The following is a 24,725-nucleotide window of genomic DNA, read 5'->3' as shown; positions in this document are numbered from 1 at the left end:
TCTTTAACGTTTATGTTCAATATCTTCAAAAGTCCTCAAAAATACAAGTGTACTTTACAGTTAAGTGAAGAAGACTGTGGAGCAGCTTGTCTAGTTTCCATTACCAAGCATTATGGGCGCTTTTTAAGTATGAATAAAAGCCGTGATGCCGTGGGAACTGGACAACTAGGAACAACTTTATTAGGATTAAAACGAGGCTCAGAAAATCTTGGTTTTAATGCTAGAGCCGTCAAAGCTTCCCCAGAAATTATAGACAGAATCACAGAAATTACATTACCTGCAATTATCCATTGGCAAGGCTATCATTGGGTAGTTTTATATGGTAAAAAAGGCAGAAAATACGTAATTGCCGATCCTGCTGTCGGCATTCGTTATCTCACCAAAGAAGAATTAACTACGGCTTGGAATGGAGTCATGCTCTTAGTAGAGCCAGATCCAGAGCGATTTTTTGATCAACCTCAAGAAGAATCGAAAGGTGGAATAATGCGATTTTTTCGCCGCATTCTACCCTATCGTGGCTTACTAACTCAGGTTTTAATGATCAATATTGTTCTTGGCATACTAGCTTTAGGAACTCCTGTTTTGATTCAATTATTAACAGATGATGTTCTCGTTCGGGGAGATGTACAATTACTGACAGTTGTGGTTTCTGCCGTTATCATCATGAGTTTATTTAGTGGAGGTTTACAAGTATTTCAATCTTTAATGATTTCTCACTTTGGACAAAGATTACAATTAGGTTTAGTTCTAGAATTTGGGCGGAAACTTCTCCAATTACCACTAAATTATTATGAATCTCGACGAAGTGGGGAAATCACTAGCCGATTGAGAGATATTAGTGAAATTAATCAATTAGTATCACAAATTGTGATTGTGTTACCCAGCCAGTTTTTTATTGCTGTTATCTCTTTAGGTTTAATGTTATTTTATAGCTGGCAATTAACAATAGCAGTTCTATTAATTGCTGCTTTAATGACTTTATCTACTTTACCTTTTTTACCCATTCTCCAACAAAAAACTCGCAGTCTTTTAGTGTTAGGAGCAGAAAATCAAGGGGTTTTAGTAGAAACATTTAAAGGCGCACAGGTAATCAAAACTACAAATGCCGCTCCTCAATTTTGGGATGAATTTCAAAGTCGTTTTGGTCGTCTAGCGAATCTGACTTTTAGTACAATTCAATTAGCAATTATTAACGGGACTGTGGCTAAACTTTTATCTACAGTTGGTGGTGTAGTCTTACTAGGATTTGGCAGTATTTTAGTTATTCGAGGTAATTTAAGTATTGGACAAATGTTAGCTTTTAATGCTTTACAAGTTAATGTTTTAGTTTTAATTAGCTCATTAGTTGGCTTTGTTGATGAATATTTTCGCTCTCAAACCGCAGTTTCTCGATTATTAGAAGTGATTGATGCGACACCAGAAGTAGTAGGAGGTAGTCAAAAACCCATCGCCCAAATTTCTAGTCATGCAGATATTAGTTGTTCCCATATCAAGTTTCATCACCCCGGAAGAGTGGATTTACTAGATGATTTTTCTCTTCAGCTTCCTGGGGGAAAAGTAATTGCTTTAATTGGTAAATCAGGCTGTGGTAAAAGCACTTTAGCTAAATTATTGGCTGGGTTATATCAACCAGATTCTGGTAATATCCGCATCGGTTTTTTTAATATGCAAGATATCGCTTTAGATTGTTTACGACAACAAGTAGTTTATGTTCCCCAAGAACCTCATTTTTGGAGTCGTTCAATTTTAGAAAACTTCCAATTAGGAACACCTTCTATTTCTTTTGAAGAAGTTGTGCGAGCTTGTGATATTGCTGACGCAGATGGCTTTATTAGTCAATTACCTAATAAATATCAAACTGTATTAGGAGAATTTGGCGCAAATCTTTCTGGTGGACAAAGACAAAGATTAGCGATCGCTCGCGGAATTCTCACAAATCCACCTATACTCATTTTAGATGAAGCTACAGCCGGACTAGATCCTATGAGTGAGGCTCATGTTCTAGATCGTCTTTTGGAATATCGTGCAGGAAAAACCACAATTTTAATTACCCATCGTCCGAGTGTTATCCATCGCGCTAATTGGATTGTATTGATAGAAAAAGGTCAAGTACAAATTCAAGGAACTCCTGATACATTTTTATCAAAACCGGGAGAACATCTACAGTTTTTAACTGTATAAATCAATAGTTATTAAGTTCTTTATTTACTGATTATTTCAACCCATAACAATATGTTTTACAATACTCAACTCAATCAACCTCAATTATTCATATCTCTGTCTGAAGCAGAACAAGAATCTCTCGTTGGTGGACAAATATCCTCTATGTTCGGGGAAGGATTAGATGAGGGAAATTTATTTTTCCAGAAAACTGATATCGAAACCGAAGGTAACAATAATTTAAATCTTGCAGCAGGTGATTCTAGTTCAGAAAATACTAAATATAAACTTTCCCAAATCACCATGATTATTCCTATGAACTTGGGAATGGGACAATTAAATAATATTGATACTAACAAACAGAATAATAATTTAATGCTTTTATTTAAATATTTATTCTCTTAGTTAGTTGTTTTTTAACTCCCTCTCGATGTAAAGTAAGTAGGTAGGTGGGAAAACTTATAACTATGTCATTGCGAGTGGAACGGAGTGGAACGCAGCAATCCCAAGAGTTTTGGGTAATTTACAGTTCGTTACATAGTTGGGTTGATTAGCATCTACCTACTTATCATATTTTCACCATTTCTATGTATTTTGGTCGCTAGAACCGTTGTTTTAGGTTGTAGTTAATGCCCAATTGAGAATTATTGAGCATGGTAGAAAATATGAGGATATTCATGGAGTAGTAAATCAGGTTGATTTTTTGGCATAAGATATTATGTCTTTAGGTGAATTAAATATTTAGACTTTATATTTATAAATAAAGTTAAAGGTGTTTTTCACCTTTATAAATCAATAATGAGGTTAATGATCATGTCACATCAAGTCATGCAATCGGATTTAATTGTTGACTTATCAACAGATGAACAAGAGATATTAACTGGAGGGCGCTATAGTCCTTCTCATGAAGAAGAAAACGGTAAATTTAATGGGGGTAGATTTAACGGTTCTTCTTCCTCTGATGATGATGATGATGATGAATGTCAAAAGAAAGATGGTAAATCTAAATATAACTTTTTAGTTTACCGTCCCACTATCTATAACCCCAAATTTTATATCAAAGCCTAATTAGTCATCTCTTTTATTTCCATGATTTGGAAATAAGTTTGACTACTGGAAACCCACCAATTTGAAGAATATATCAAGGTCGTAGTTATAATTTTGCACCCATCAAGATATGTAAATATTATGGGTGTATTTTATTGATCAAAATAGTTAGTTGAAATTATTTACATGTAATTTATCTTATTCAATAAATACAGTTATAAATTAATAACTACTATAATAGTCCATAAGAAATAAAAGAAATCTTTCGTATTTATAACTATGGGCGAATTACTATCATAAAAAAAATAGTTATAAATAAATTAATAGATGCCACACATCTATAGTAAATTAGTGAGGCTAACAATCATGACTTCTCAAATCACTACATCAAATTTGCTTGTAGAATTATCCACCGAAGACCAGGAACTTTTATCTGGGGGAAGAAGAAGATGTGTCCGCAAATGTTACTGGGATTGCTATCCCAAAAAATCCTACGGTGGACAAAAAGGTGGCTATGATGACAGAAATGGCTATGATGACAGAGGTGGCTATGATGATGACAGAGGTGGCTATGATGATGACAGAGGTCGCTATTAGGATGAATAAGGTAACTAAGAATGCCTAACCTCTGTCCTTCAACAACTGATAACATAACCAGGCTGAAGCCATAGATTTTTAGGTGATTTAGTTGTCTAAAGATGATCTTTGTTATATCCCGTCAGGAAATTCAGTTTCTTGCGGGATATAACTTTTACGTTTGACTTATGTAACGGATATATTGTAATTTAGAATATGCAATCTGTAATCTTTGAATTATATCAAATGTTATTAAATCAGCAAATATCAGAATATCTTCTGGTTTTTACTAATCCTAATTCTAAGATTCTATGCTGATTTAATAGCTGTATTACTTGGGAGATAAATCACTATAATCGAAAATGTATTTAGCCTAATCAAAAGCTATATTTTTATCTTTTTTAATTCTAACTCTAGGAGAAGTGAATTTTCAACAAACATATTTACAAATAGAAGAGAGGATTACAAACTTAACACTTACTTAATTTAAGTGAGTAAACTCTAAACTATTAATTGAGGTGAACAATTATGTCAGATCAAAACATTTCATCTGAGTTATTGACTGAATTATCCGCAGAAGATCAGGAACTACTCTCCGGTGGTCACTACTGGGGTGGTGGCTGGGGTCGTCCACGCTGGGGTGGTGGCTGGGGTCGTCCACGCTGGGGTGGTGGCTGGGGTCGTCCACGCTGGGGTGGTGGCTATCGTCGTTGGTAATCTAATGGACTCAACTTTGAATACTGTACGATCTTGATTCAATCTAATTTTATATAGAGACGTTCTGTGGAACGTCTCTATCTTATTTTTCGGCAATATCTAAAACCAACTCACCAATCCAATTTAGTAAAATCGGATTTACTAACTCAGGTGCTTCATCTTGAGGACAATGACCTACTCCTTCCAAAGAAATAAATTTTTGGACTTGGGGAAAATTGGCTAACTCTCTACCTAAATTAATGGGTTCCCAAGGGTCAGCCGTTCCCCATAAAATAATCGCTGGACAAGATAATATAGGTAATAAGTCTTCTGGTAAAGGTCCGCTGGAATAAGCAGTAAAAGCCAAGAATACAGCAGCAGCACCTGAATCTTTCGCTGGTGTCATCAAAATCTCTACTAATTCATCTGTGACTGTTTCCCCGTTAGCATAGGCTTGTAAAAGAATATTTTTGACTGTTTTCGGTTGAGCGAGGCGATTGAAAAAGAAATCACCTACTTGTTTAATAGATAAAAAGTTTTGCAAAATTGGCGCACCAACCCGCTTTATCCAAGGTAAAGTAATGCGTTTGCGATCGTGCAATAATCGCAAAGAACAATTAAGTAAAGCAGTTCCCAAAGTCATATCCGGGTTAATTACCGCAGCTTGCATGGCGACAATACAACCAATGGAATTTCCCACTAAAAACGCTGGTTCACCCACTACTTCCCGACAAAAATCAACTATTTGCTGTCCCCAGGTTTCTAGTGTGTAGGTAATTTTTTCTCCTGGTGTCGGTTTGGCTGAACCGCCAAAGCCTATTAAATCAATGGCATAAACTCGACAACTTTCTGCTAAAACTGGGATATTTTTGCGCCAGTGCTGCCATGATGCCCCAAATCCATGGATGAGGATTACAGCAGGGCCTGTAGTCCCTTGGGTTTGGTAACAAATTGGGAAACCTTGCCAAAGCCAGATTTTTGTAGAGGTGGTCATAGGAAATATGATCGAAGATTACTTTGTTCAGTATGGCAGTTGTCAATCAATCATCAAAAATCGCTCATTTTCCCAAATTCGAGACTATATTAACAATTAACAATTGATAATTGACAATTGACAATGCTTAATAAAGTGAAAACCTAGATCAATCAATGACAATTGATAATTGACTGGGCGCAGGCCTTGCGCCCCTACCTTGTGATTCCTTGCTTTGTAACTGCTCAATAATCTGGGGTAAATCGTTCAAGAACAAGCCTCAAATGGCGTAAAATCGCTCCCTAATAGGTAGTACGCACCCATTTATTGATGTGGATTCCTCGCTCTGATGAAAGAACTTTTTCCGAGCCTCTTACTTAGTGACTTGTACTACTTCTGTAAAATTGGCTGAGGTTTACATATCAATTTTTGGTAAATTTAATCCTAAAGTTTTCAATAAAAAATTACTATGTTTTAAAAAAGTTCGGTAAATTTTACTAGGAGATAAATTGAATACAGTCAGTATTATGATTATACTAAAGTGACTACAGTCATTTCCCTGTAATTAAAACTTATAAGGAAATTTAAAACCGCTTTAGAGATATTTTGTACAGCATTTCCATGATGTGTTGTGTTTAATTGTAAAATATTCTGAGTTGGTGAATTTATTTACAAAAATCTATGAAAGTTAGCTGGAGAATTCCCAACAATGATATAGTTAATGATGATAAAATAATTACCATTACTAGAGTCAATTATTTTACATTCTGCACCTTTTCAATTTAGACTTAAAACCGAATGCCGAAGTTAACACAAATTTTTTGTGCCTAGTTAACCACAGCGGAAATAAACTACTATTCCCAACTTTACAAAAAGCTCAAATTGTATTTAGTTTGAATGTTAAATTTTGGATTCCGCCAAGTTGTACTAGTTCTTTCGAGTCAGAGCAGATGAATATACTAGAAACAAGTGATACTCCAATTGGGAGTTATGCCCCAGATTTTGAACTGCCCGGAATTGACAAACAAGTACACCATTTAAGTCGCTATCTGGAAAAATTCCATTTAATCTGTGTGATTTCATTAAACAATGATTGTCCCTATGTAGAGATGTACATAGATAGACTCAAAAATATTCAAGCGGAATTTGCAGATAGTGGGTTTACACTGATTGGTTTAAATGGTTGTAGTGGCGAAAATGAGATGGGAGACCATTTTGAACAGATGAAAGCTTTTGCCGAGCGTCATCAACTAAATTTTCCCTATATATGGGACTCAACTCAAGATGTAACTCGCAGCTTTGGTGTAATGACGACACCTACAGCTTTTTTAATAGATCATCATGGGATTGTCCGCTATAAAGGGCAGATAGATGATCACCCCGATCAAGCATCAGCAGCGGGAGTGGATTATTTAAGAAATGCGATCGCGTGTTTATTTCAAGAACAAGAAATACAGCCAGCCCAAACCGAACAAATAGGTACTGTATTCAGATGGCGTACAACCTAACTAGACACAGATAGTCACTGTACTGCTATCTTAAATTGGAGGCAATTGCAACTTTTTTGATAAAGCGGAACTTCATGGGAACGAATTACCGACGGGTTTTACTTAAACTGAGCGGTGAAGCCTTAATGGGCAACCTGGGCTATGGCATTGATCCAGAAGTGGTCGAGGGAATAGCCAAGGAAATAGGAGAGGTGATAGCCACTGGTGTGCAGATAGCCATCGTTGTTGGCGGTGGGAATATTTTTCGAGGCGTGAAAGCAGCATCGGCGGGTATGGATCGGGCAACTGCTGATTATATCGGGATGATTGCTACGGTAATGAACGCCATGACCTTGCAAGATTCTCTAGAACGGATGGGAATACAGACAAGGGTACAAACGGCGATCGCTATGCAAGAACTAGCAGAACCATATATTCGCCGTCGAGCCATCCGTCATCTAGAAAAAGGGCGGGTGGTAATTTTTGGGGCTGGTTCAGGCAATCCCTTCTTTACCACAGATACGACTGCGGCCTTAAGAGCCGCAGAAATTGAAGCAGAAGTGATTTTTAAAGCTACCAAAGTAGACGGTATCTACGATGCTGATCCCAAACTTCATCCTGATGCCAAACGGTTTACGACTCTTACCTACGCCCACGTTTTGGCTAAAGATTTGCGAGTCATGGATAGTACCGCAATTGCCTTATGTAAAGAAAATAATCTCCCCATTCTAGTATTTGACCTAACGGTGCGAGGTAACATCCACCGGGCAGTCATGGGAGAATCCATTGGCACCCTTGTGGGAGGTTCTTGTGAAATTAGCTGAAGCTCAAGAGACAATGCAGAAAACCGTTGAGTCCACTCAACGAGCTTTTAATACCATTCGCACTGGTCGCGCTAATGCGAGTTTATTAGATAAGGTACAAGTGGAGTATTACGGTACACCCACATCCTTAAAATCACTAGCAAACATTAGCACACCAGATTCTTCAACCATCCTGATTCAGCCTTACGATAAGAGCAGCTTGAATATTATTGAAAAAGCCATCTCTTTATCCGACGTGGGTTTAACAACCAATAACGACGGGACTGTGATTCGGTTGAATATTCCGCCATTAACCAGCGATCGCCGGAAAGAATTTGTTAAACTTGCGGCTAAGTATGCAGAGGAAGGTCGTGTAGCAATTCGCAATATCCGCCGAGATGCTATAGACTCTATCCGCAAACAGGAAAAAAATGCCGAAATCTCAGAAGATGAATCACGGGATCAACAAGACAAACTCCAAAAGCTGACTAACAAGCACACAGAAAAAATTGACCACTTGTTGGCAGAAAAGGAAAAAGACATCACCACTGTCTAATCTGGGGACTCTTTCATGGGGTGACAGGGTGATGGGGAGACAAAACAAGTTAAAAGTCAAAATTCAAGAATTTCTGCCTCTTGCCTGTTCCCTGTTCCCTGTTCCCTGTTCCCATATTCACTAAAAATTTATAAAAAATCATAAACCCTTATATATACTAGAAAATCAACTAACTAAAATAAAAAGCAAAAATTAGCCATTATGTACGACTGTATCATCGTCGGTGCTGGACCAGCAGGTGGAACAGCAGCATATCATCTAGCCAAAAAAGGTCGCTCAGTTTTAGTTTTAGAAAAAGAATCCTTGCCCAGATATAAGCCTTGTGGCGGTGGTGTGTCACCAGCGATCGCTCAATGGTTCGATTTTGACTTTAGCCCCGCCATTTCCGTAAAAGCCGACTCTTTGAGCTTCACTTGGAAATTAGGCGACCCTGTAGAAGCAAAAATTGATACCAAAGATCCAGTTTGGATGGTACGGCGAGATATTTTCGATCATTTTCTAGTTCAACAAGCCCAAAACCAAGGGGCTGAACTACGGGACAATACAGAAGTCACAGGGATCGAATTTAAAACCGATCATTGGCAAGTTAATACAGCTAATGGACCAGTTACAGGCCGCTATCTGATTGCTGCCGATGGTGCAAAAGGTTCAATGGCTAAATGGCTAGGTTTTAAAGAACGCAAACGCCGATTAGCAGGAGCATTAGAAGCCGAAATTCCCGCAACTGTCGAGAAAAAAACCACAATTCACTTTGAATTTGGCTTAGTCAAAAATGGCTATATTTGGAACTTCCCCAAAGCTGACTCTTATTCCATCGGCGTGGGAACATTTATTGGTGGTGAACCCCAAGACTTTAAGAAAATTTTAGATGAATATGCCAAATCTTTTAATGTAGATGTCAAAAATAGTAAACAATATGGTCATCCCCTGTGTATTTGGGATGGAAACCAAAAACTGCACACCCAAAACGCAGTTTTAGCTGGAGAAGCAGCTTGTGTAGTTGATCCCTTTACAGCCGAAGGCATTCGTCCTTCTATTTTTAGCGGTGTTCTAGCCGCAGGATTTATTAACGATGCTTTAAGTGGTGATATTAATGCCCTAGCTAATTATACCGATGCCATTAACGAACAATGGGGAAGCGATATGGCTTGGGCGCAAAAACTAGCAGGAGCATTTTACCGCTTCCCTGGTATTGGCTACAAAGTCGGTGTTAAACGCCCCTCTGGCGCTCAAATCATGGGTAAAATCCTCTGTGGCGAACTGCGCTATGGTGATGTCGCCGGTCGTGCTTTAAAGCGATTAATTCCTGGTTTTGGTTGATATAGCAGGGAGTAGGGGAGCAGGGGAGCAGGGAGCAGAGGAGCAGGGAGAAGGCAGAAGGGAGAAGGGAGCAGGGGAGCAGGGAGCAGGGGGTCGGAGAAAAATATTCTTTTGCAACGGACAACGGACAACTGACAACGGACAACGGACAACTGACTCCTACTCCTCAATATCAGCGTCATGGAGAGCAGGATATTCCTTAACGATCACTAACTCTGTATTATCTTCCTCATACTTACCCCATTGATCTAACACATCTTTAATCAACACTTCTTGCACCCAAATTTTTGCAACAACGGTGAGAGGAAGTGCTAAAAATAATCCTAAAAATCCAAAGAAAGTCACAAAAAATAACTGAGAAATTAGAGTGACAGCAGGTAGTAAAGATACTTGATGTGCCATAACTACAGGTGTAATGAAATTGCTCTCTGCTTGTTGAATAAAAAAGAAGAGAATAAAAACAGCAACAGCTTTCCAGGGACTATCCAAAAGAGCGATCGCCATAGCAGGAACTACACTCATAGTTGGACCCAAATTAGGAATTAAATTCATAAATCCTGCTAACACCGACAAAGCTAATGCGGCTTTAATGTGTAAAATTGATAAACCCACCAAACTCATCAACCCGACTACAAAAACACCAATTGCTGCACCTGTAACCCATCCTCCTAAAGAAACTTCGCACTGTTCTACAATTCCTCCTACCCGTCGCCGATAAAAGGAGGGAAATATGCGGATAAATACTTTCTGATAAGCATCAGGATCAACTAGAAACATTCCGGTTAAAACCAGAACTAAGAGAATTTTCAGGACTACTTCTAAAGATCCAGAAACAAAAGCAAAAGAGTTACCTAATAGGCGATTAAATAGCGGTTGTGCTTGTTCAATCAAACTATTCAAATCCGGTATGTAGGGTAATAATTGTTGAGGAATATGAGTTCTTTGTTCATCAATCCAACTATTAAACCGCTCAAATCCTTGGGGAACTCTATAGGTGAGTTCATTAAATTGCTGGATAAAAGGTGGTACAATTAACCAGAAAAAACAGATCACACCAGCAAAGAAAATTCCTACAGATAATAAAACTGCTAATCCTCGTTTTATTCCTAAACTTTGCAAACGTTGAGCTAAACGATTTAAAGTCGTCGCTAAAACAACAGCAGCAAATATCAGCAGCAAAACTTCACGAAGTTGCCATAATATATATAAAGATATAATTAAGGCCATTAAACCTATCCATTGACCAAGATTCACAAGCGAGACTCCCAGCTTGATAAGATACTTTTTATGACAATGCAGTTAGATTAGCTGATTTTAGCTACACTACTGACATTTTTTGTGTTAATTTTCTTTTTGTTTTGGTATTCTCAACAGTAAAGTTGTTGCCATAATCACAGTTGGTAATAAAACTATAATTAGCACATTCGTCACTGTGGCTGGAATCCATAAAAACGGCGCAGCATATTTAATTAATACTGATAGCAAAGCCGAAAACAATAATAGCTTCAGCAAAAATCCTAGTTGATTTTCCATGATAGTACGGTAATACACATAATTTTATGGGGCATATACTAATTTAGACTTTACAGCAACAGATAGTTTAGTAATTGTTAGAATTTTTGTAAGCAGAATAGACTGAATAATTCAAAGTTTGTAGTGAGGACTTTAGTCCTCATTTAAGGGCTGAAGCCCTTACTACCAAATCATCTCAATATTTTTACATTACTTAATCTACTTTGATTTATTTTCGTCTACTTACTTATCGGCTAGATTTGATGCTTTGATTTCCAAAGTTATTCTATTCTCCCATTGCCATGATATATCTACCGATTTCATTCCTGCTATTTATTGGGTTATTGCTGTTGCTGCCATTTATTTGGTTTGCGGTAGCAGTAGACGTGGTGGAAATTGCGGTAGCTAAGTTGGGGTTTTCTCCTAACATTGCTTTTTTATTATTGGTACTAGTCATAGTTACCAGCACAATCAACATTCCCATCTACCGCTTAGAAGCTCCAGTTCAATTAACGGATGAATTTGCAGCACTGTGGGTAAGAGAATTTTGGGGGATTCCCTTAAGGAAAATGCAACGTTCTACCGTGATAGCTCTGAATGTAGGTGGTGGATTGATACCAGTGGTTTTGGCATTATATCAGTTTTCCCAGGGAAATACACTGGCAATTCTTTTAGTTACAGCAATTGTGACTGTTGTCAGCTACTTTGCAGCCAGGGTAGTACCAGGAATTGGTATTCAAATGAATCCCTTGCTTGCACCGTTGAGTGCGGCTGTTTCTGCAATGCTTATAGCCTCATCTCATGCTGCACCTGTAGCTTTTGCGGGTGGTGTACTGGGTACTTTGATTGGCGCTGATTTGCTACATCTCAAGGACATTCAAGCCATGAGTTCAGGTGTGTTGAGCATTGGCGGTGCTGGTGTATTTGATGGGATTGCTTTATGTGGACTATTTGCATTGTTATTAAGTTGATATTTGTCAGTTGCTAATAATTAAAGCGAGGCGAAAAGAAGCATCAGCATTCGGTGTAAGGGCGAAGCATTCGGAAAATAAACTTGGGAAAAACCGATAATTTGTCGCCCGAATGCTTCGCCCCTACTTGGGAAAAAAATGGATAATTAATTTTCTCTTCTCCTCCCTGTCACCTGTCACTTTCTTCACCCGTCAATTATCAATTGTTATTGATTTATCCAGGTTTTTAATTTATTAAGCACTGATCACTGGATTCATGAAAAAATTTGATTGAGGTAAATGAAATGCCTGTAGAAACTAATAATAAGAACCAGATGAAAACGCCGATAATTAGGCAATTTGGCGGTAGTTTGCTAATTTTATTGACTTTTTTGTTATTGCTGAATTTGATAGTTCCCAGTATATTTGGAACTCGGTTACAACAAGTTCCCTATAGTGATTTTATCGCTCAGGTGCAAGCAGGTAAAGTAGATAAAGCCATTGTCGGCAGCGATCGCATTGAATATGCAATCAAAACCCAAACTCCAGAAGGAAAAACAGTTGAACAAGTCTTTCGGACTACACCAGTCGCCATTGACTTAGATTTACCCAAAATTCTCAGACAGCATAATGTCGAATTTACCGCGCCACCACCAGCCGAAAACGCTTGGATTGGAACTTTATTAAGTTGGTTAGCTCCTCCCTTAATTTTCTTTGGGATTTGGGCATTTTTAATGAGTCGTCAAGGTGGAGGACCGGCTGCACTCACAGTGGGAAAAAGCAAAGCCCGGATTTATTCTGAAGGCAGTACCGGTGTAAAATTCCCGGATGTAGCAGGTGTAGATGAAGCCAAAGCCGAATTAGAAGAAATCATTGATTTTCTCAAAAATGCCACCAAATACACAACTTTAGGGGCAAAGATTCCCAAAGGTGTATTATTAGTTGGACCTCCTGGTACTGGAAAAACATTACTAGCAAAAGCGATCGCTGGGGAAGCCAGTGTTCCTTTTTTCAGTATCTCCGGTTCGGAATTTATCGAATTATTCGTTGGTGTTGGTGCAGCACGAGTCCGCGATTTATTTGAACAAGCCAAACAACAAGCACCCTGTATTGTCTTTATTGACGAATTAGACGCACTGGGTAAATCGCGCGGTGGTCCCGGTGGTTTTGTTGGTGGGAACGATGAACGGGAACAAACCCTCAACCAATTACTCACGGAAATGGATGGTTTTGATGCTAACACTGGTGTCATTATTATCGCTGCTACCAACCGTCCCGAAATCCTTGATCCCGCCTTACGTCGTCCTGGTCGTTTTGACCGTCAAGTAGTCGTGGATAGACCTGATAAAATCGGTCGGGAAGCCATTCTCAAAGTCCACGCTAGAAATGTAAAATTAGCCGAAGATGTGGATTTAGGAATTATTGCTACCCGGACTCCCGGCTTTGCTGGTGCAGATTTAGCTAACCTGGTCAATGAAGCCGCTTTATTAGCAGCTAGAAACAACCGCCAAGCCGTAATTATGGTAGATTTTAATGAAGCCATTGAACGGTTAGTTGCAGGGTTAGAAAAACGTTCTCGTGTCTTAAATGAAATCGAGAAAAAAACCGTCGCTTATCACGAAGTTGGACACGCTATTATTGGCTCATTAATGCCCGGTGCTGGTAAAGTTGAGAAAATTTCCGTTGTTCCTCGTGGTGTCGGTGCATTGGGTTATACAATCCAAATGCCAGAAGAAGACCGCTTTTTAATGATAGAAGATGAAATTCGCGGACGGATTGCTACGTTATTAGGTGGACGTTCGGCTGAAGAAATTGTTTTTGGAAAAGTATCTACCGGCGCTGCTGACGATATCCAAAAAGCCACTGACTTAGCAGAACGGACTGTTACCATTTATGGTATGAGTAACAAACTCGGTCCAGTAGCTTTCGAGAAAATTCAACAGCAGTTTATTGAAGGCTATGGAAATCCTCGTCGAGCGATTAGTCCCCAAGTAGCAGAAGACATTGACCACGAAGTTAAGCAGATAGTGGATAATGCTCATCACATTGCCTTAACTATTCTCCACTTTAACCGCGATTTACTAGAAGAAATTGCCCAGGAATTGTTACAAAAAGAAATTCTTGAAGGTGGCTATCTCCGGGAACGTATTACTCAAGCTCAAGCACCAGCAGAACTCACAGAATGGCTGAGAACTGGTCAGTTGGAAAATGACAAACCTTTGATGCAAACTTTGTTAGTGTGAACTACCACACACTGACTTTCGGTACAGCGTGGGCTTCCCAATTCATTGGGAAGTTTTTTCCGCCTTATATCCCGCCACTGATTCACAAGTACCAAATTCAGTGGGGGACTTACGGCGAATAGTCAACTGAATTTTTACTGGTTATTATTAAAACTCAATAATGAAGTAAATATAACGATATGTGTATTATTCCCTGATTGTATTAATTAAGAAATGAAAACTTTATTTATGAAAATCAATAAATCATCAACTTAAACCTCATCCATCTTGAAAACTTGAGTTTTCGCCATAGAAAAAACTATGGATTTCAACTTGGAAGGGGTTTATTTAGCAAAAAATTACACTAACTCAATTTTTTGGTTATGTTACCTCTTTTATGTACATCTAAAAAATAATTTTGTAAATGAGTGGTGAGACACCTTTGATTAATTTCCTAATATGGTTTAGGATATGGCAGAAATTACAATAATGTAGATTCAGTGACGATAATTGCAAAGTTACCCAATCCTTTAGGCATACTTCGCAAAAATTTATACTAACTACCATTCTCAACCTTCATTGTGCTGATTTTTAAAGAAAATTCCAGTCCAAATAGACATACCTATAGAGCCTTGAATAAGCTACTTTTGAGAGGTAAATCTGTGAGGGTTATGGCCTGTATGCTGCCCTTATTCATCTGGTGGGGATGCAAAGCAGTACAAAGCCACTTTGTACAACCACAAGCAATATTAGTTTTAGGTGGTTCTACTCGCCTATTAGAAAGGGAAAAGTTTACAGCAAAATTAGCTCACCAACATCCAAATATACCCATTTGGATTTCTGGAGGCAGTCCACCTCAGTATACTAAAAAAATATTTGCTAATGCCGGCATTGATCCCCGACGTTTAAACTTAGATTATGAAGCTGTAGACACAGTTACTAACTTTACGACCTTAGTGGATGAATTGCGATCGCGTGGAATTAAAAGTGTCTATTTAATTACATCTGACTTTCATATGCGCCGTGCTTGTGTAGTTGGTGAAATTGTTTTAGGTAGTCGGGGAATGAACTTCAAACCCGTACCAGTTCCTTCCCAAAGTTCACCAGAACCGATTGAAAAATCTATCCGGGATGGAGTCAGGGCAGTGATTTGGTTAGCTACAGGCTATACAGGTGCTGATAGTGCAGTGAGAAAATAAGCCATCAAACTCTTATCTGTTCCCTGTTCCCTATTCCCTATTCCCTATTCTCTGTTCCCTGTTCCCTGTTCCCTATTCCCTATTCCCTTATCTCAAGCAACAATTTAAATTTTTAATTTTGGATATCCCCATTTCCCAATATCTCCACAATTTGATACCCTAGCTTAAACAGTTTTGAGAAAAGTTAAAGCGTGGAAATTCAACTTGGGCGGGGAAAAATGGCTCGTCGAGCCTATGGAATTGATGAAATTGCTTTAGTCCCTGGTAAAAGAACGCTCGATCCGAGTTTAGCTGATACTCAGTGGAAAATTGGCAATATCGAGCGAAACATCCCCATTATTGCCAGTGCAATGGATGGTGTTGTTGATGTAAATATGGCTGTTCGCCTGTCCCAATTGGGAGCATTAGGCGTGATTAACTTAGAGGGTATTCAAACTCGCTATGCTGACCCCGAACCGATTTTAGATCGGATTGCCTCTGTCGGTAAAGATGAATTTGTTAGCCTCATGCAAGAACTTTATGCCGAACCAATAAAGCCGGAATTAATTGAAAAACGTATTCAGGAAATTAAACAACAAGGCGGTATTGCGGCAGTTAGCGCAACTCCAGCAGGTGCAAGCAAATATGGTGAATTTGTAGCTAAAGCAGGAGCAGATTTATTTTTTATCCAAGCTACAGTAGTTTCTACTGCTCACCTATCTCCAGAGTCTATTACTCCACTTGATTTAGCAGAATTTTGCCGTTCTATGCCCATCCCTGTGGCATTAGGAAATTGTGTAACTTATGAAGTCACCTTGGATTTAATGAAAGCTGGTGCAGCAGCAGTATTAGTGGGTATTGGACCCGGTGCTGCTTGTACTTCCCGTGGAGTGCTGGGTGTAGGCGTACCTCAAGCTACAGCGATCGCCGATTGTACAGCCGCTAGAGACGATTATTACCGGGAAACTGGTCAATATGTCCCTATCATCGCTGACGGCGGTCTTATCACCGGTGGAGACATCTGTAAATGTATCGCCTGTGGCGCTGATGGCGTGATGATTGGTTCTCCATTTGCCAGAGCCGCTGAAGCTCCAGGGCGTGGTTATCACTGGGGTATGGCAACTCCCAGCCCAGTATTACCCCGTGGTACTCGCATTCGTGTTGGTACTACTGGAACTCTAGAACAAATACTCACAGGTCCTGCAGGTTTAGATGACGGTACTCATAATCTTTTAGGCGCTTTAAAGACCAGTATGGGGACTTTAGGTGCTAAAAATATCAAGGAAATGCAGCAAGTTGAAGTTGTCATTGCCCCTTCCCTGCTAACTGAAGGTAAGGTTTACCAAAAAGCCCAACAGTTAGGTATGGGCAAATAACTCAACGGGTCAATGGTCAGTGGTCAGTGGTCAGTGGTCAATAGTCAGTGGTCAGTGGTCAGTGGTCAATGGTCAATGGTCAATGGTTAGTAGTCATCGTTAAGGGTTTTCGGCTGACAACGGACAACTGACAACGGACAACTGACAACTTCAAAAACTTTTCTAGTGGTCTGAAAGAATCACTGGAAAAATCATATATCTAGCCTACAATAGAGATAGCGGAGACAAATGTTTCCGTTCACTCCTCACACCACACTCCGCCCGGACTATTGTTCGGGCGGTTCCTTATGTAGTCTAAATTCTCTAGTATTTGTAAATGTATATCCTTTACTCCTAAGAGGATGTTTTTGCTATGGTAGAATTTTCACCAAGATCAGAAATATCATAGGCAAAGGTTTTTAGGTATGTCAGCAGCGACAAACGTTACAGATTCAAGCTTTAAGGAAGATGTACTCGACAGCGAAGTTCCCGTATTAGTAGACTTTTGGGCTCCCTGGTGTGGTCCATGCCGAATGGTAGCCCCTATTGTCGAAGAAATTGCAGCTCAGTACGAAGGACAAATCAAGGTTGTGAAAGTCAATACTGATGAAAATCCTCAGATTGCTAGTCAGTATGGTATTCGTAGTATTCCCACATTAATGATTTTCAAAGATGGACAAAAAGTAGATATGGTTGTCGGTGCTGTACCTAAAACCACTTTATCTAACACTTTGGAAAAGTATCTTTCCCCTCCTCAATAGGCAACAAACCCCTCTTGAGTTATTCAATTACAAGATAAATTATTGGGCGAAAATGGTACTTCCCCTACCTTTTTTACAAAATCTAAAAAGTCTAGGGATAGTACCATTTTTGTAGAGCAACTAATAAGTCCAACAATTGACAATTACCTTGCTCTGGAAGTGGGAGGATTGAGAAAGAAGAATTTTTTGGCTTTTTTCTCCTTTAAAGTAGAAGTTTTCATTAAAACGTTAACTCAAAATGAAGCCCTTTTTGGAAGGTAATTCAAAATCTAATTTAAACTTAAAATCGCTTAAATTTTCTCAAATTTCCATAAACCTCCAGGAGGTACATTAAGTATTTTTATTACCTTCAAAAAATAGGTTTGATCCTGCTCTAATTTATGAAATAAACTACTATTGTTTTGCATAAATAAAATATGATTATATTCTGAAGAAATATCTATTAAACTATCATTTGCCACCGGGAGTAAATTAACTTCTGGTAAATAGCCACTTAAGGTGAGAATTCCCCCCAAATTAATAGAAGAGTCATTAATTACTAACAAAGGTTTCTCTAATTGTTTGAGAACTTGACCTGTCTCTATGATAAATTTACCGTCCGATTGTATCCACCAATTCTGGGCTTGGAAAAATCTCACATCTGAAATCAACCCAGCGACGAGTAATCCGACTATGATAAATTGAAAGACTTTTGTCTGGTAGGTCTTGTCTTGGCAAATATGAACAGCTAAAATATAGGCTACTATAATTTCAACACTAAGATATAAAGGCAATTGGTAGCGAAATTGAATAGAGCGAATTCCTCCTGAAAGTAAATCATATATCAATAAAAATGAACTAGTAAATCCTCCTAATAAAAAAATCAATAAACTTGTTTGATTACTGGGAAATTTCACGAGAAAAAACCCTAAGTAAATAATTAAACTTAAACTAAATATTAATGCAGAAATACTATAAAATAAAGATCCTTCCAGAGTAAAACTATTAAAAATGAGTATGTCTGAAGTTAAATTAAGATCGAAAAATATGCGAGTAACTCGAATCAAAAAAATAGCAATTAGTTCAAAAGGATTATTTATGAATTTTTCTGCCGAACTTGAAGTTAGCTCGATAGCTATACTAATATGATTGATGATCACCATCAACCAAGGTGAAAACATTAAGAAAGCCGCAATAGTAACTAATAGATAATTAAACAAGGTTTTAGTAAGTCGAAACTTTTGTTGAATAATTACATAAATACCATGAGATATTATTACCAAAACTGTGAATAAATGAGTGTATAATCCCATAACTAAGGTGAGAGTATACACCCCCCAATTTACTTTATTTTCTTTGCTGATTGCACGCAACAAAACAGCACTCGATCCTAAAATTTCTACCATCCATAAACTGTATTGACGTGCTTCTTGAGCAAAGAATAATTGCAAAGGAGAAACCGCAACTAATGCCATTGCAATCCACCCCACTAGAGCAGAATCAAATAACTCTAAACACAGCCAATACACGCTAGGAAATATTAACAGACTAATTAGTGCTGATAAACTTCTAACTCCAGTAGGTGAATCTCCAAATACTTGCGCCCACAATCTCACCATCACATAATACAAGGGGGGGTGCTGCGGATCTGAAGTGATTAAGTAATTAATCGTGTCAGCTACACTATGATTTGGGTTAATGTGCTGATATTTGTTGAAATTGGTAATAGGAATTATGCCTTGGTGATGAGAAACTTCCTGTTTTAGTTCAGCTACTGTATAACCAGAAATGGCTACGGATGTCCAAGATTCATCACAGCAGTATATTTTCTGGTCTAGATGAGCAAAACGGAAGAAAATACCGAATCCTATGAGGACTATTACTAAGATTTTTAACCACGTTGGGGGATTAACTTTTGCTACTAATTGTGGCGTATCCATTTATTAAATATATTTTATGACTGGAGTTTATACTCAATGAGCAAAATACAGCTACAATTACCCACAAGCTAACAGTAAAAATTATATCACGTAAAATAACTATGAGGCGAATATGATCGAGATTTCGACTTCATTGAGTTTGAATTTTGAAAAAATCTCAGTATTTGTAGGGTAAGTTAGCGATCGCACCCTACGTATAGTTCAAAAATCAAATAGGAGTTCTATAGGTTAAAATATAGTGCCATTATTAGGGCAGCACTTATGAACTCTGAAGCGTATTCTCCTTCATTAGATTCTCTCCAAGCGGATATTGCTGAATTAATAGATCGTTTACCGACACTAAAACATCGGCAATTTATTCAGCAGTCTCTGTCCACAATTTTGCGTCTTGCTGATAGTGAAATCGAACGTCTTGATTGGAAAATATTATCTGCTGCTTTAGCAGATATGGAGCGTGGTTTCCAGTTATTTTATGACTACCGTCATGTTCGTAAAATTACTATTTTTGGTTCTGCGCGTTTAGCACCAGATACACCAGCATACCAAATGGCGGTTGAATTTAGTCGCGCTGTTTCTGAACTAGGATTTATGATTATGACCGGTGGTGGTGGTGGTATTATGCAAGCTGGTCAAGAAGGTGCAGGTAGAGAAAATTCTTTTGGTTTAAATATTCAGTTACCTTTTGAGCAACAAGCTAATCCGATTATTGAAGGTGATTCTAAACTAATTAACTTCAAATATTTCTTCACCCGTAAGTTATTTCTCCTTAAAGAAAGTGATGCTGTGGCTTTATTTCCTGGTGGTTTTGGGACTCAAGATGAGGCTTTTGAATGTATGACATTAAGCCAAACAGGTAAATTTGGTCCAGTTCCTTTAGTGTTAATTGATCACCCTGGTGGTGATTATTGGCGTTCTTGGAGTAAATATATTGATGAGCAATTGGTAAAAACTGGGCTGGTTAGTCCAGATGATCCTAGTTTATACACTATTACAGATAATCTCCAAGTTGCCTGTAATGCCATTACTGGTTTTTACCAAGTTTATCATTCTAGCCGTTATGTCGGTGATCGGTTAGTTATTAGATTGAGAGAAGATTTATCTGATGCTCAAGTTGAAGAACTTAATCATAACTTCAGTGATATTCTAGTGACTGGCAAAATTACTAAGAGTCAAGTATTACCTGAAGAAGGGCAAGATGAAACATCTGATTTACCTCGCTTAGTTTTATATTTCAATCAACGCGATTTGGGACGTTTATATCAAATGATTGGGATAATTAATCAAGTAGGAATTCCCACACCGGAGGAAGCCGCACATCCAGAAAGAAAATAGATGATAGCAATCTGTTTAGTATCCAAAATATAGTAGGGAACAGGGAATAGGGAACAGGGAATACAGAGATTGTTGTTTTTCCAAAAATGTTGAATTAATTTTACTGCGGTACTTGTACCTAGAATTTCTGATGATCATCAGTGTGAATATCACGTTTTTTTACAATTATATGAACAAGATTCTAGATGTGAATAATGTGATCTACTCTACTCATAAATTAGTAAAATACTAGTTATTATGACTCAATACTGATAAATATAATCAGGCTCGTATATTAGTAGAAGTTGCTAATTGAGCGATCGCGCATAAATTACAGGAGATAGAAGATCAAGTAATTACAAATTACAAACTACTAATGAGCAACTTGGGTGATGAATACAAGAAACAAGATAGAGGAATTTAAATATGTTGGAATTGTTAGGATCAGGTTTTTTGTCTCTATGGCTGGAAATAGCTAAGGTGCAGGTCAAGCCTTTAGATGCCTTGGGTGTATTGGCTTGGGAAGGTAGCACCAGCTTGATTCTTGTCCCTGATCCTAGTCCAGCAGGCGCTCTAACAGTTCAAGAATATCTTAAAGGTTTAATTACATCAAAATTAATTGACCAAAGTCTGATTTCCCATCAAGGTATTTGGTTGCAGTCTGGTCCAATGCTGATAGCTAATCATCAAGGTACTATACCTTTACCGGCTGCTTCTTTAACTAAGGTTGCTACTTCGTTAGTAGCTTTGAAAGCTTGGGGTCCAAATCACCAATTTGAGACTTTAGTTAGTAGCACAGGACCTTTAGTAAATGGTGTTGTGCAGGGTGATTTGGTGATCACGGGAAGTGGTGATCCGATGTTTGTTTGGGAAGAGGCGATCGCCCTGGGAAATACTCTCAATCAAATGGGTATTAAACAGGTAAAGGGCAATTTGGTGATTACTGGGGCTTTTGCGATGAATTTCCAACGTCATCCCCTGCTTGCTGGTCAATTATTTAAACAAGCACTAAATCATCAAACTTGGTCTCGTTCTGTGGTTTTCCAATACTCGCTGATGCCCAAAGGAACGGCTAAACCCCAGGTGAAGATTGCTGGTAATATTAAAGTAGAAGCTCAACCGCAAGTAGGAAAGACTTTACTGGTACGTCATCTTTCTTTACCTGTGCAAAAACTGATTAAGGAAATGAATATTTTCAGCAATAATGATATTGCGGAAATGTTAGCTGATTCTGTAGGAGGAGCAAATGTCGTTAGTAGCACAGCCGCTCAACTAGCTAGAGTCTCGAAGTCAGAAATTCTCCTGATTAATGGTTCTGGTTTGGGTAGGGAAAACCGCATTTCTCCCAGAGCAGTTAGTGCCATGTTTATGGCATTGCAACGAGAAGCAAATGCCTATGAGTTGACTTTAGCTGATTTTTTTCCTACCTCTGGGTTTGATCACCGAGGCACAATACATTCTCGACAAATGCCAAAAGCAACTGTGATGAAAACTGGGACCCTCAGTGATGTAAGTGCTTTGGCTGGAGTTGTACCTACACGCGATCGCGGTTTGGTCTGGTTTACTATCATCAATCGTGGCGGAAATATCTCGGCTTTCCGGGCTGAACAAGATAAACTTTTACGACTTTTAGAAAAAGAATTAGCAGTTTCTACGGAAATTCCTGCCACCCTCACACCTCATTTAGATAACTCCTCACCAAAATTTGGTACAGGTAATCGCAATAAGATTTTGTATAAAAGTTAAGGTAAAAAGTAGGGGCGCAGGGCCTGCGCCCAGTCATTGGTGATTGGTGATTGGTGATTGGTAAGAATTATTTCCCCTGCTCCCCTGCTCCCCTGCTCCCCTGCCCCCCTGCCCCCTGCCTCTTATCTACCTTCCTGGGGGATAATTTCCGTTACTACTCTGCGTCCAGTAGAATTACCACCTTTAACGACTATATTTTCTGTTTCTAAATTACCAACGGCTGTTTCCCCTTTAAAAGTTAATTTTGGTTCAATTTGACGATAGACTACATTTCCCTGGGCTTCTAACAATTTTTTATCTAAATACCAAGTGATTTGATTTGATTTTAAAGACTGACGACGTTGCCCAATTGCATTAACATTACCAGTTAGATATACAGTGTTTGTTGGTATTTGCATCCTTCCTTGATTAGCAGTAACAGTGACATTTTCAGCACTTTGAAATATACGAATGGGAGAATTTGTGGTGATAATTTCTTTGTTAAGATTCCAGGTTATTGAGTTACTAGTAATTTGCATTTTTTGAGCTATTAACTCTAATTGTGCCTGTGGTTGAAGAGTTGCAATTTGAGTTTTTAAGTTAATTTCGGCGGCATTGCCTTTACTGCGTCCAGTGATTTTATTATTTTCGTATTTATCTATTTGAATCGGGCGATCGCTAAATAATTTCTCCTCTTTAATTTGCCACATTAAACGCTCAGTCCGCATTTGCAACTGTGGTTCTGTGGATTTTGCTACTACTCCTCCTGAAAATTCTACTCTTTGTTCACGAGTTTTTACCTTAGCTTCTTGGGCTACTGCTTGTAATTGTTTGTGGCTACCATTTAACTGATTGCGAACAATCAATAAATCTTCTTGAGGTCGCCATTCTAACTCATTACCCTTCAAGACAATACCATTACTGGGATCAGTAGCAATAATCTTACCTTGAAGAAACAGTTGCTTACCATCTTGTCTAATGTCAGCTTTTTCTGCTTTAATTTGGTAAACAACCTTGCCATCTTGATAGAGTTCTCCTTCAGGACTTTCTGCTTCACCTATTTGTTTATCTGTAGTGTATTTTGCTTGTTTGGCTTTAACTTTCCAAATTGGCCTACCTACTTCATCAAATTGTTCTAAAGCCACACCAAAAAAAGTTAACTTAGTTTCATCATCTTCTGGAGATGAAACATCAGTTTTTGATTCGGTAGGGGATGGATTACCGCAAGAGAACAAACTTAAACTTAAGCACAATATCAATGGTAGGTAAACCCAACTTTTTGGTAATTTAAATTGTAACGATGAATAGAAATAGGGAGAATAATTTTTACTTCCCCTCTGACATTTTGAACTTTGTCTTCCATTCTCCCTGTCTTGTGAATATTGCATTATTCAGGAATTTCTAGATGTCTATTGCTATCTCTGGGATCTTCTAAAAAACCCATACTAGAAAATGGCCGATATGGATAACTTTGACGAGGAGTTTTTTGGATATCCTCTTTAATAGCTTCTAAATCAATATAGCGATCGCTCACGTTAATTAAACTATCACTAGTCATAGAACGTAAACTTACTACTTCTACTCTCACACCACGATAGCTCACAGAATTGACCGCATAAGCTAAATCACCATCACCGCTGACTAAAACTGCGGTATCATAGGAATCAACTAAAGCCATCATATCAACAGCGATTTCTACATCTAAGTTAGCTTTTTTAGAACCATCTGGTAGTTGCACCAAATCCTTAGCAATCACTCGATAACCATTCCGACGCATCCATAACAAAAAGCCCTGTTGCTTCTCGTTTGTTCGATCTACTCCTGTGTAGAAAAAAGATCGTAATAGTCTTGATCCTCCAGTCAATCGGCACAATAACTTAGTATAATCAATTTCGATTCCTAGTTGTAGTGCCGCATAAAATAAGTTTGAGCCATCAATAAAGATAGCCACTCGACCCCGATTTTCCAAAACCTGTTCTGGCGTAAATATTGAGTCGTTTTCCAAATTATTCAACATTGTTGTCATACCTTGTGTTGTTATCCCTGTTATGATAGAAATCTCTAACTACAAACTTGTTAGAATTGCTTATGATAAGTCTCCGGGGCTAATAGACTCCTGAGTTATACATCAGCAGCCCAACAGCATTGATTTTTCTACTCCCTTTACTGGCAAT

Annotated in this window: 21 protein-coding genes and 1 pseudogene; 16 read left to right on the top strand and 6 right to left on the bottom strand. The window is 38.4% G+C overall.

Going from position 1 to position 24,725, the window contains the following annotated elements; translation table 11 throughout:
• Nucleotides 1-12: 12 nt before the first annotated feature.
• The 5 genes from FJR04_RS07985 (at nt 13) to FJR04_RS07965 (ending at nt 4,500) form a co-directional block, all read left to right on the top strand.
• Nucleotides 13-2,181 (top strand): peptidase domain-containing ABC transporter, encoded by a 2,169-nt coding sequence (locus tag FJR04_RS07985; protein ID WP_168493400.1) that lies wholly within the window; start codon nt 13-15, stop codon nt 2,179-2,181.
• Between the two features lie 51 nt (nt 2,182-2,232).
• On the top strand, nt 2,233-2,565 hold the full coding sequence (locus FJR04_RS07980) for a hypothetical protein (RefSeq protein ID WP_168493398.1): 333 nt from the start codon (nt 2,233-2,235) through the stop codon (nt 2,563-2,565).
• A 408-nt stretch (nt 2,566-2,973) separates the two neighbouring features.
• A complete protein-coding gene (locus tag FJR04_RS07975; protein ID WP_168493396.1) occupies nt 2,974-3,228 on the top strand; it encodes a hypothetical protein in 255 nt (84 codons plus the stop codon).
• A gap of 345 nt (nt 3,229-3,573) precedes the next feature.
• Nucleotides 3,574-3,804 carry a hypothetical protein gene (locus tag FJR04_RS07970; protein ID WP_168493236.1) on the top strand — a complete coding sequence of 77 codons (231 nt, stop codon included), beginning with the start codon at nt 3,574-3,576 and terminating at the stop codon, nt 3,802-3,804.
• Nucleotides 3,805-4,311: 507 nt separating this feature from the next.
• Nucleotides 4,312-4,500, top strand: coding sequence for a hypothetical protein (locus FJR04_RS07965; protein ID WP_168493394.1), 189 nt, complete (start codon nt 4,312-4,314; stop codon nt 4,498-4,500).
• Between the two features lie 82 nt (nt 4,501-4,582).
• On the opposite strand, the gene FJR04_RS07960 is transcribed toward FJR04_RS07965, so the two are convergent.
• Entirely contained in the window at nt 4,583-5,473 is an 891-nt protein-coding gene (locus FJR04_RS07960; protein ID WP_168493392.1) for an alpha/beta fold hydrolase, read from the bottom strand.
• A gap of 929 nt (nt 5,474-6,402) precedes the next feature.
• Between FJR04_RS07960 and FJR04_RS07955 the strand changes: the two genes are divergently transcribed.
• The 4 genes from FJR04_RS07955 (at nt 6,403) to FJR04_RS07940 (ending at nt 9,618) form a co-directional block, all read left to right on the top strand.
• Entirely contained in the window at nt 6,403-6,960 is a 558-nt protein-coding gene (locus FJR04_RS07955) for a thioredoxin family protein (RefSeq protein WP_168493390.1), read from the top strand.
• A 74-nt stretch (nt 6,961-7,034) separates the two neighbouring features.
• Nucleotides 7,035-7,763: a UMP kinase gene (gene pyrH, locus FJR04_RS07950; RefSeq protein WP_168493388.1), complete on the top strand. Its 729-nt coding sequence runs from the start codon at nt 7,035-7,037 to the stop codon at nt 7,761-7,763.
• Complete coding sequence (gene frr / locus FJR04_RS07945; RefSeq protein WP_168493387.1) at nt 7,750-8,298, top strand: ribosome recycling factor; 549 nt, start codon at nt 7,750-7,752, stop codon at nt 8,296-8,298. The genes pyrH and frr overlap by 14 nt, the downstream gene beginning before the upstream one ends.
• Nucleotides 8,299-8,499: 201 nt before the next feature.
• On the top strand, nt 8,500-9,618 hold the full coding sequence (locus FJR04_RS07940) for a geranylgeranyl reductase family protein (protein WP_168493384.1): 1,119 nt from the start codon (nt 8,500-8,502) through the stop codon (nt 9,616-9,618).
• A 159-nt stretch (nt 9,619-9,777) separates the two neighbouring features.
• On the opposite strand, the gene FJR04_RS07935 is transcribed toward FJR04_RS07940, so the two are convergent.
• Together FJR04_RS07935 and FJR04_RS07930 are read right to left on the bottom strand one after the other, a co-directional pair.
• Nucleotides 9,778-10,872 (bottom strand): AI-2E family transporter, encoded by a 1,095-nt coding sequence (locus FJR04_RS07935; protein ID WP_168493383.1) that lies wholly within the window; start codon nt 10,870-10,872, stop codon nt 9,778-9,780.
• 87 nt (nt 10,873-10,959) lie between these two features.
• The gene (locus tag FJR04_RS07930) at nt 10,960-11,151 is read right to left on the bottom strand and encodes a hypothetical protein (RefSeq protein WP_168493381.1); all 192 of its coding nucleotides are present in this window, start codon (nt 11,149-11,151) and stop codon (nt 10,960-10,962) included.
• A gap of 281 nt (nt 11,152-11,432) precedes the next feature.
• Between FJR04_RS07930 and FJR04_RS07925 the strand changes: the two genes are divergently transcribed.
• From FJR04_RS07925 to trxA, 5 genes and pseudogenes are all read left to right on the top strand, one after another.
• The gene (locus FJR04_RS07925) at nt 11,433-12,101 is read left to right on the top strand and encodes a DUF1614 domain-containing protein (RefSeq protein ID WP_168493379.1); all 669 of its coding nucleotides are present in this window, start codon (nt 11,433-11,435) and stop codon (nt 12,099-12,101) included.
• 284 nt (nt 12,102-12,385) lie between these two features.
• Nucleotides 12,386-14,323, top strand: a complete 1,938-nt coding sequence (ftsH, locus tag FJR04_RS07920; protein ID WP_168493377.1) for an ATP-dependent zinc metalloprotease FtsH — start codon at nt 12,386-12,388, stop codon at nt 14,321-14,323.
• Between the two features lie 650 nt (nt 14,324-14,973).
• Complete coding sequence (locus tag FJR04_RS07915; RefSeq protein WP_168493375.1) at nt 14,974-15,501, top strand: YdcF family protein; 528 nt, start codon at nt 14,974-14,976, stop codon at nt 15,499-15,501.
• Between the two features lie 191 nt (nt 15,502-15,692).
• Nucleotides 15,693-16,856: a GuaB3 family IMP dehydrogenase-related protein gene (locus FJR04_RS07910; RefSeq protein ID WP_168493374.1), complete on the top strand. Its 1,164-nt coding sequence runs from the start codon at nt 15,693-15,695 to the stop codon at nt 16,854-16,856.
• 386 nt (nt 16,857-17,242) lie between these two features.
• Nucleotides 17,243-17,596: pseudogene (gene trxA, locus FJR04_RS07905) on the top strand (thioredoxin); the annotation flags it as partial.
• A gap of 290 nt (nt 17,597-17,886) precedes the next feature.
• Here the strand turns inward: trxA and FJR04_RS07900 are convergent.
• Complete coding sequence (locus FJR04_RS07900; RefSeq protein WP_168493370.1) at nt 17,887-19,515, bottom strand: glycosyltransferase family 39 protein; 1,629 nt, start codon at nt 19,513-19,515, stop codon at nt 17,887-17,889.
• A gap of 261 nt (nt 19,516-19,776) precedes the next feature.
• Between FJR04_RS07900 and FJR04_RS07895 the strand changes: the two genes are divergently transcribed.
• Together FJR04_RS07895 and FJR04_RS07890 are read left to right on the top strand one after the other, a co-directional pair.
• On the top strand, nt 19,777-20,847 hold the full coding sequence (locus FJR04_RS07895; protein WP_168493368.1) for an LOG family protein: 1,071 nt from the start codon (nt 19,777-19,779) through the stop codon (nt 20,845-20,847).
• Between the two features lie 405 nt (nt 20,848-21,252).
• A complete protein-coding gene (locus tag FJR04_RS07890; protein WP_168493366.1) occupies nt 21,253-22,572 on the top strand; it encodes a D-alanyl-D-alanine carboxypeptidase in 1,320 nt (439 codons plus the stop codon).
• A 122-nt stretch (nt 22,573-22,694) separates the two neighbouring features.
• Here FJR04_RS07890 and lptC read toward each other — a convergent pair whose 3' ends face one another.
• Both lptC and FJR04_RS07880 read right to left on the bottom strand, forming a co-directional pair.
• Entirely contained in the window at nt 22,695-23,939 is a 1,245-nt protein-coding gene (gene lptC / locus FJR04_RS07885) for an LPS export ABC transporter periplasmic protein LptC (protein ID WP_168493365.1), read from the bottom strand.
• Nucleotides 23,939-24,568 carry an NYN domain-containing protein gene (locus FJR04_RS07880; RefSeq protein WP_168493364.1) on the bottom strand — a complete coding sequence of 210 codons (630 nt, stop codon included), beginning with the start codon at nt 24,566-24,568 and terminating at the stop codon, nt 23,939-23,941. The genes lptC and FJR04_RS07880 overlap by 1 nt, the downstream gene beginning before the upstream one ends.
• Between the last annotated feature and the right edge of the window lie 157 nt (nt 24,569-24,725).

Origin of the sequence: Anabaena sp. UHCC 0204, assembly GCF_009711975.1 — a bacterium.
Taxonomy (GTDB): Bacteria; Cyanobacteriota; Cyanobacteriia; order Cyanobacteriales; family Nostocaceae; genus Dolichospermum.
The sequence above is the reverse complement of the archived record's forward strand: the minus strand, read 5'-3'. Positions and strand labels throughout refer to the sequence as shown.

Coding starts and splice junctions, on each gene's coding strand:
- FJR04_RS07985 (WP_168493400.1), top strand. CDS start 13: ATGTTCAATATCTTCAAAAGTCCTCAAAAATACAAGTGTACTTTACAG.
- FJR04_RS07980 (WP_168493398.1), top strand. CDS start 2,233: ATGTTTTACAATACTCAACTCAATCAACCTCAATTATTCATATCTCTG.
- FJR04_RS07975 (WP_168493396.1), top strand. CDS start 2,974: ATGTCACATCAAGTCATGCAATCGGATTTAATTGTTGACTTATCAACA.
- FJR04_RS07970 (WP_168493236.1), top strand. CDS start 3,574: ATGACTTCTCAAATCACTACATCAAATTTGCTTGTAGAATTATCCACC.
- FJR04_RS07965 (WP_168493394.1), top strand. CDS start 4,312: ATGTCAGATCAAAACATTTCATCTGAGTTATTGACTGAATTATCCGCA.
- FJR04_RS07960 (WP_168493392.1), bottom strand. CDS start 5,473: ATGACCACCTCTACAAAAATCTGGCTTTGGCAAGGTTTCCCAATTTGT.
- FJR04_RS07955 (WP_168493390.1), top strand. CDS start 6,403: ATGAATATACTAGAAACAAGTGATACTCCAATTGGGAGTTATGCCCCA.
- pyrH (WP_168493388.1), top strand. CDS start 7,035: ATGGGAACGAATTACCGACGGGTTTTACTTAAACTGAGCGGTGAAGCC.
- FJR04_RS07940 (WP_168493384.1), top strand. CDS start 8,500: ATGTACGACTGTATCATCGTCGGTGCTGGACCAGCAGGTGGAACAGCA.
- FJR04_RS07930 (WP_168493381.1), bottom strand. CDS start 11,151: ATGGAAAATCAACTAGGATTTTTGCTGAAGCTATTATTGTTTTCGGCT.
- FJR04_RS07925 (WP_168493379.1), top strand. CDS start 11,433: ATGATATATCTACCGATTTCATTCCTGCTATTTATTGGGTTATTGCTG.
- ftsH (WP_168493377.1), top strand. CDS start 12,386: ATGCCTGTAGAAACTAATAATAAGAACCAGATGAAAACGCCGATAATT.
- FJR04_RS07915 (WP_168493375.1), top strand. CDS start 14,974: ATGGCCTGTATGCTGCCCTTATTCATCTGGTGGGGATGCAAAGCAGTA.
- FJR04_RS07900 (WP_168493370.1), bottom strand. CDS start 19,515: ATGGATACGCCACAATTAGTAGCAAAAGTTAATCCCCCAACGTGGTTA.
- FJR04_RS07895 (WP_168493368.1), top strand. CDS start 19,777: ATGAACTCTGAAGCGTATTCTCCTTCATTAGATTCTCTCCAAGCGGAT.
- FJR04_RS07890 (WP_168493366.1), top strand. CDS start 21,253: ATGTTGGAATTGTTAGGATCAGGTTTTTTGTCTCTATGGCTGGAAATA.
- lptC (WP_168493365.1), bottom strand. CDS start 23,939: ATGCAATATTCACAAGACAGGGAGAATGGAAGACAAAGTTCAAAATGT.
- FJR04_RS07880 (WP_168493364.1), bottom strand. CDS start 24,568: ATGTTGAATAATTTGGAAAACGACTCAATATTTACGCCAGAACAGGTT.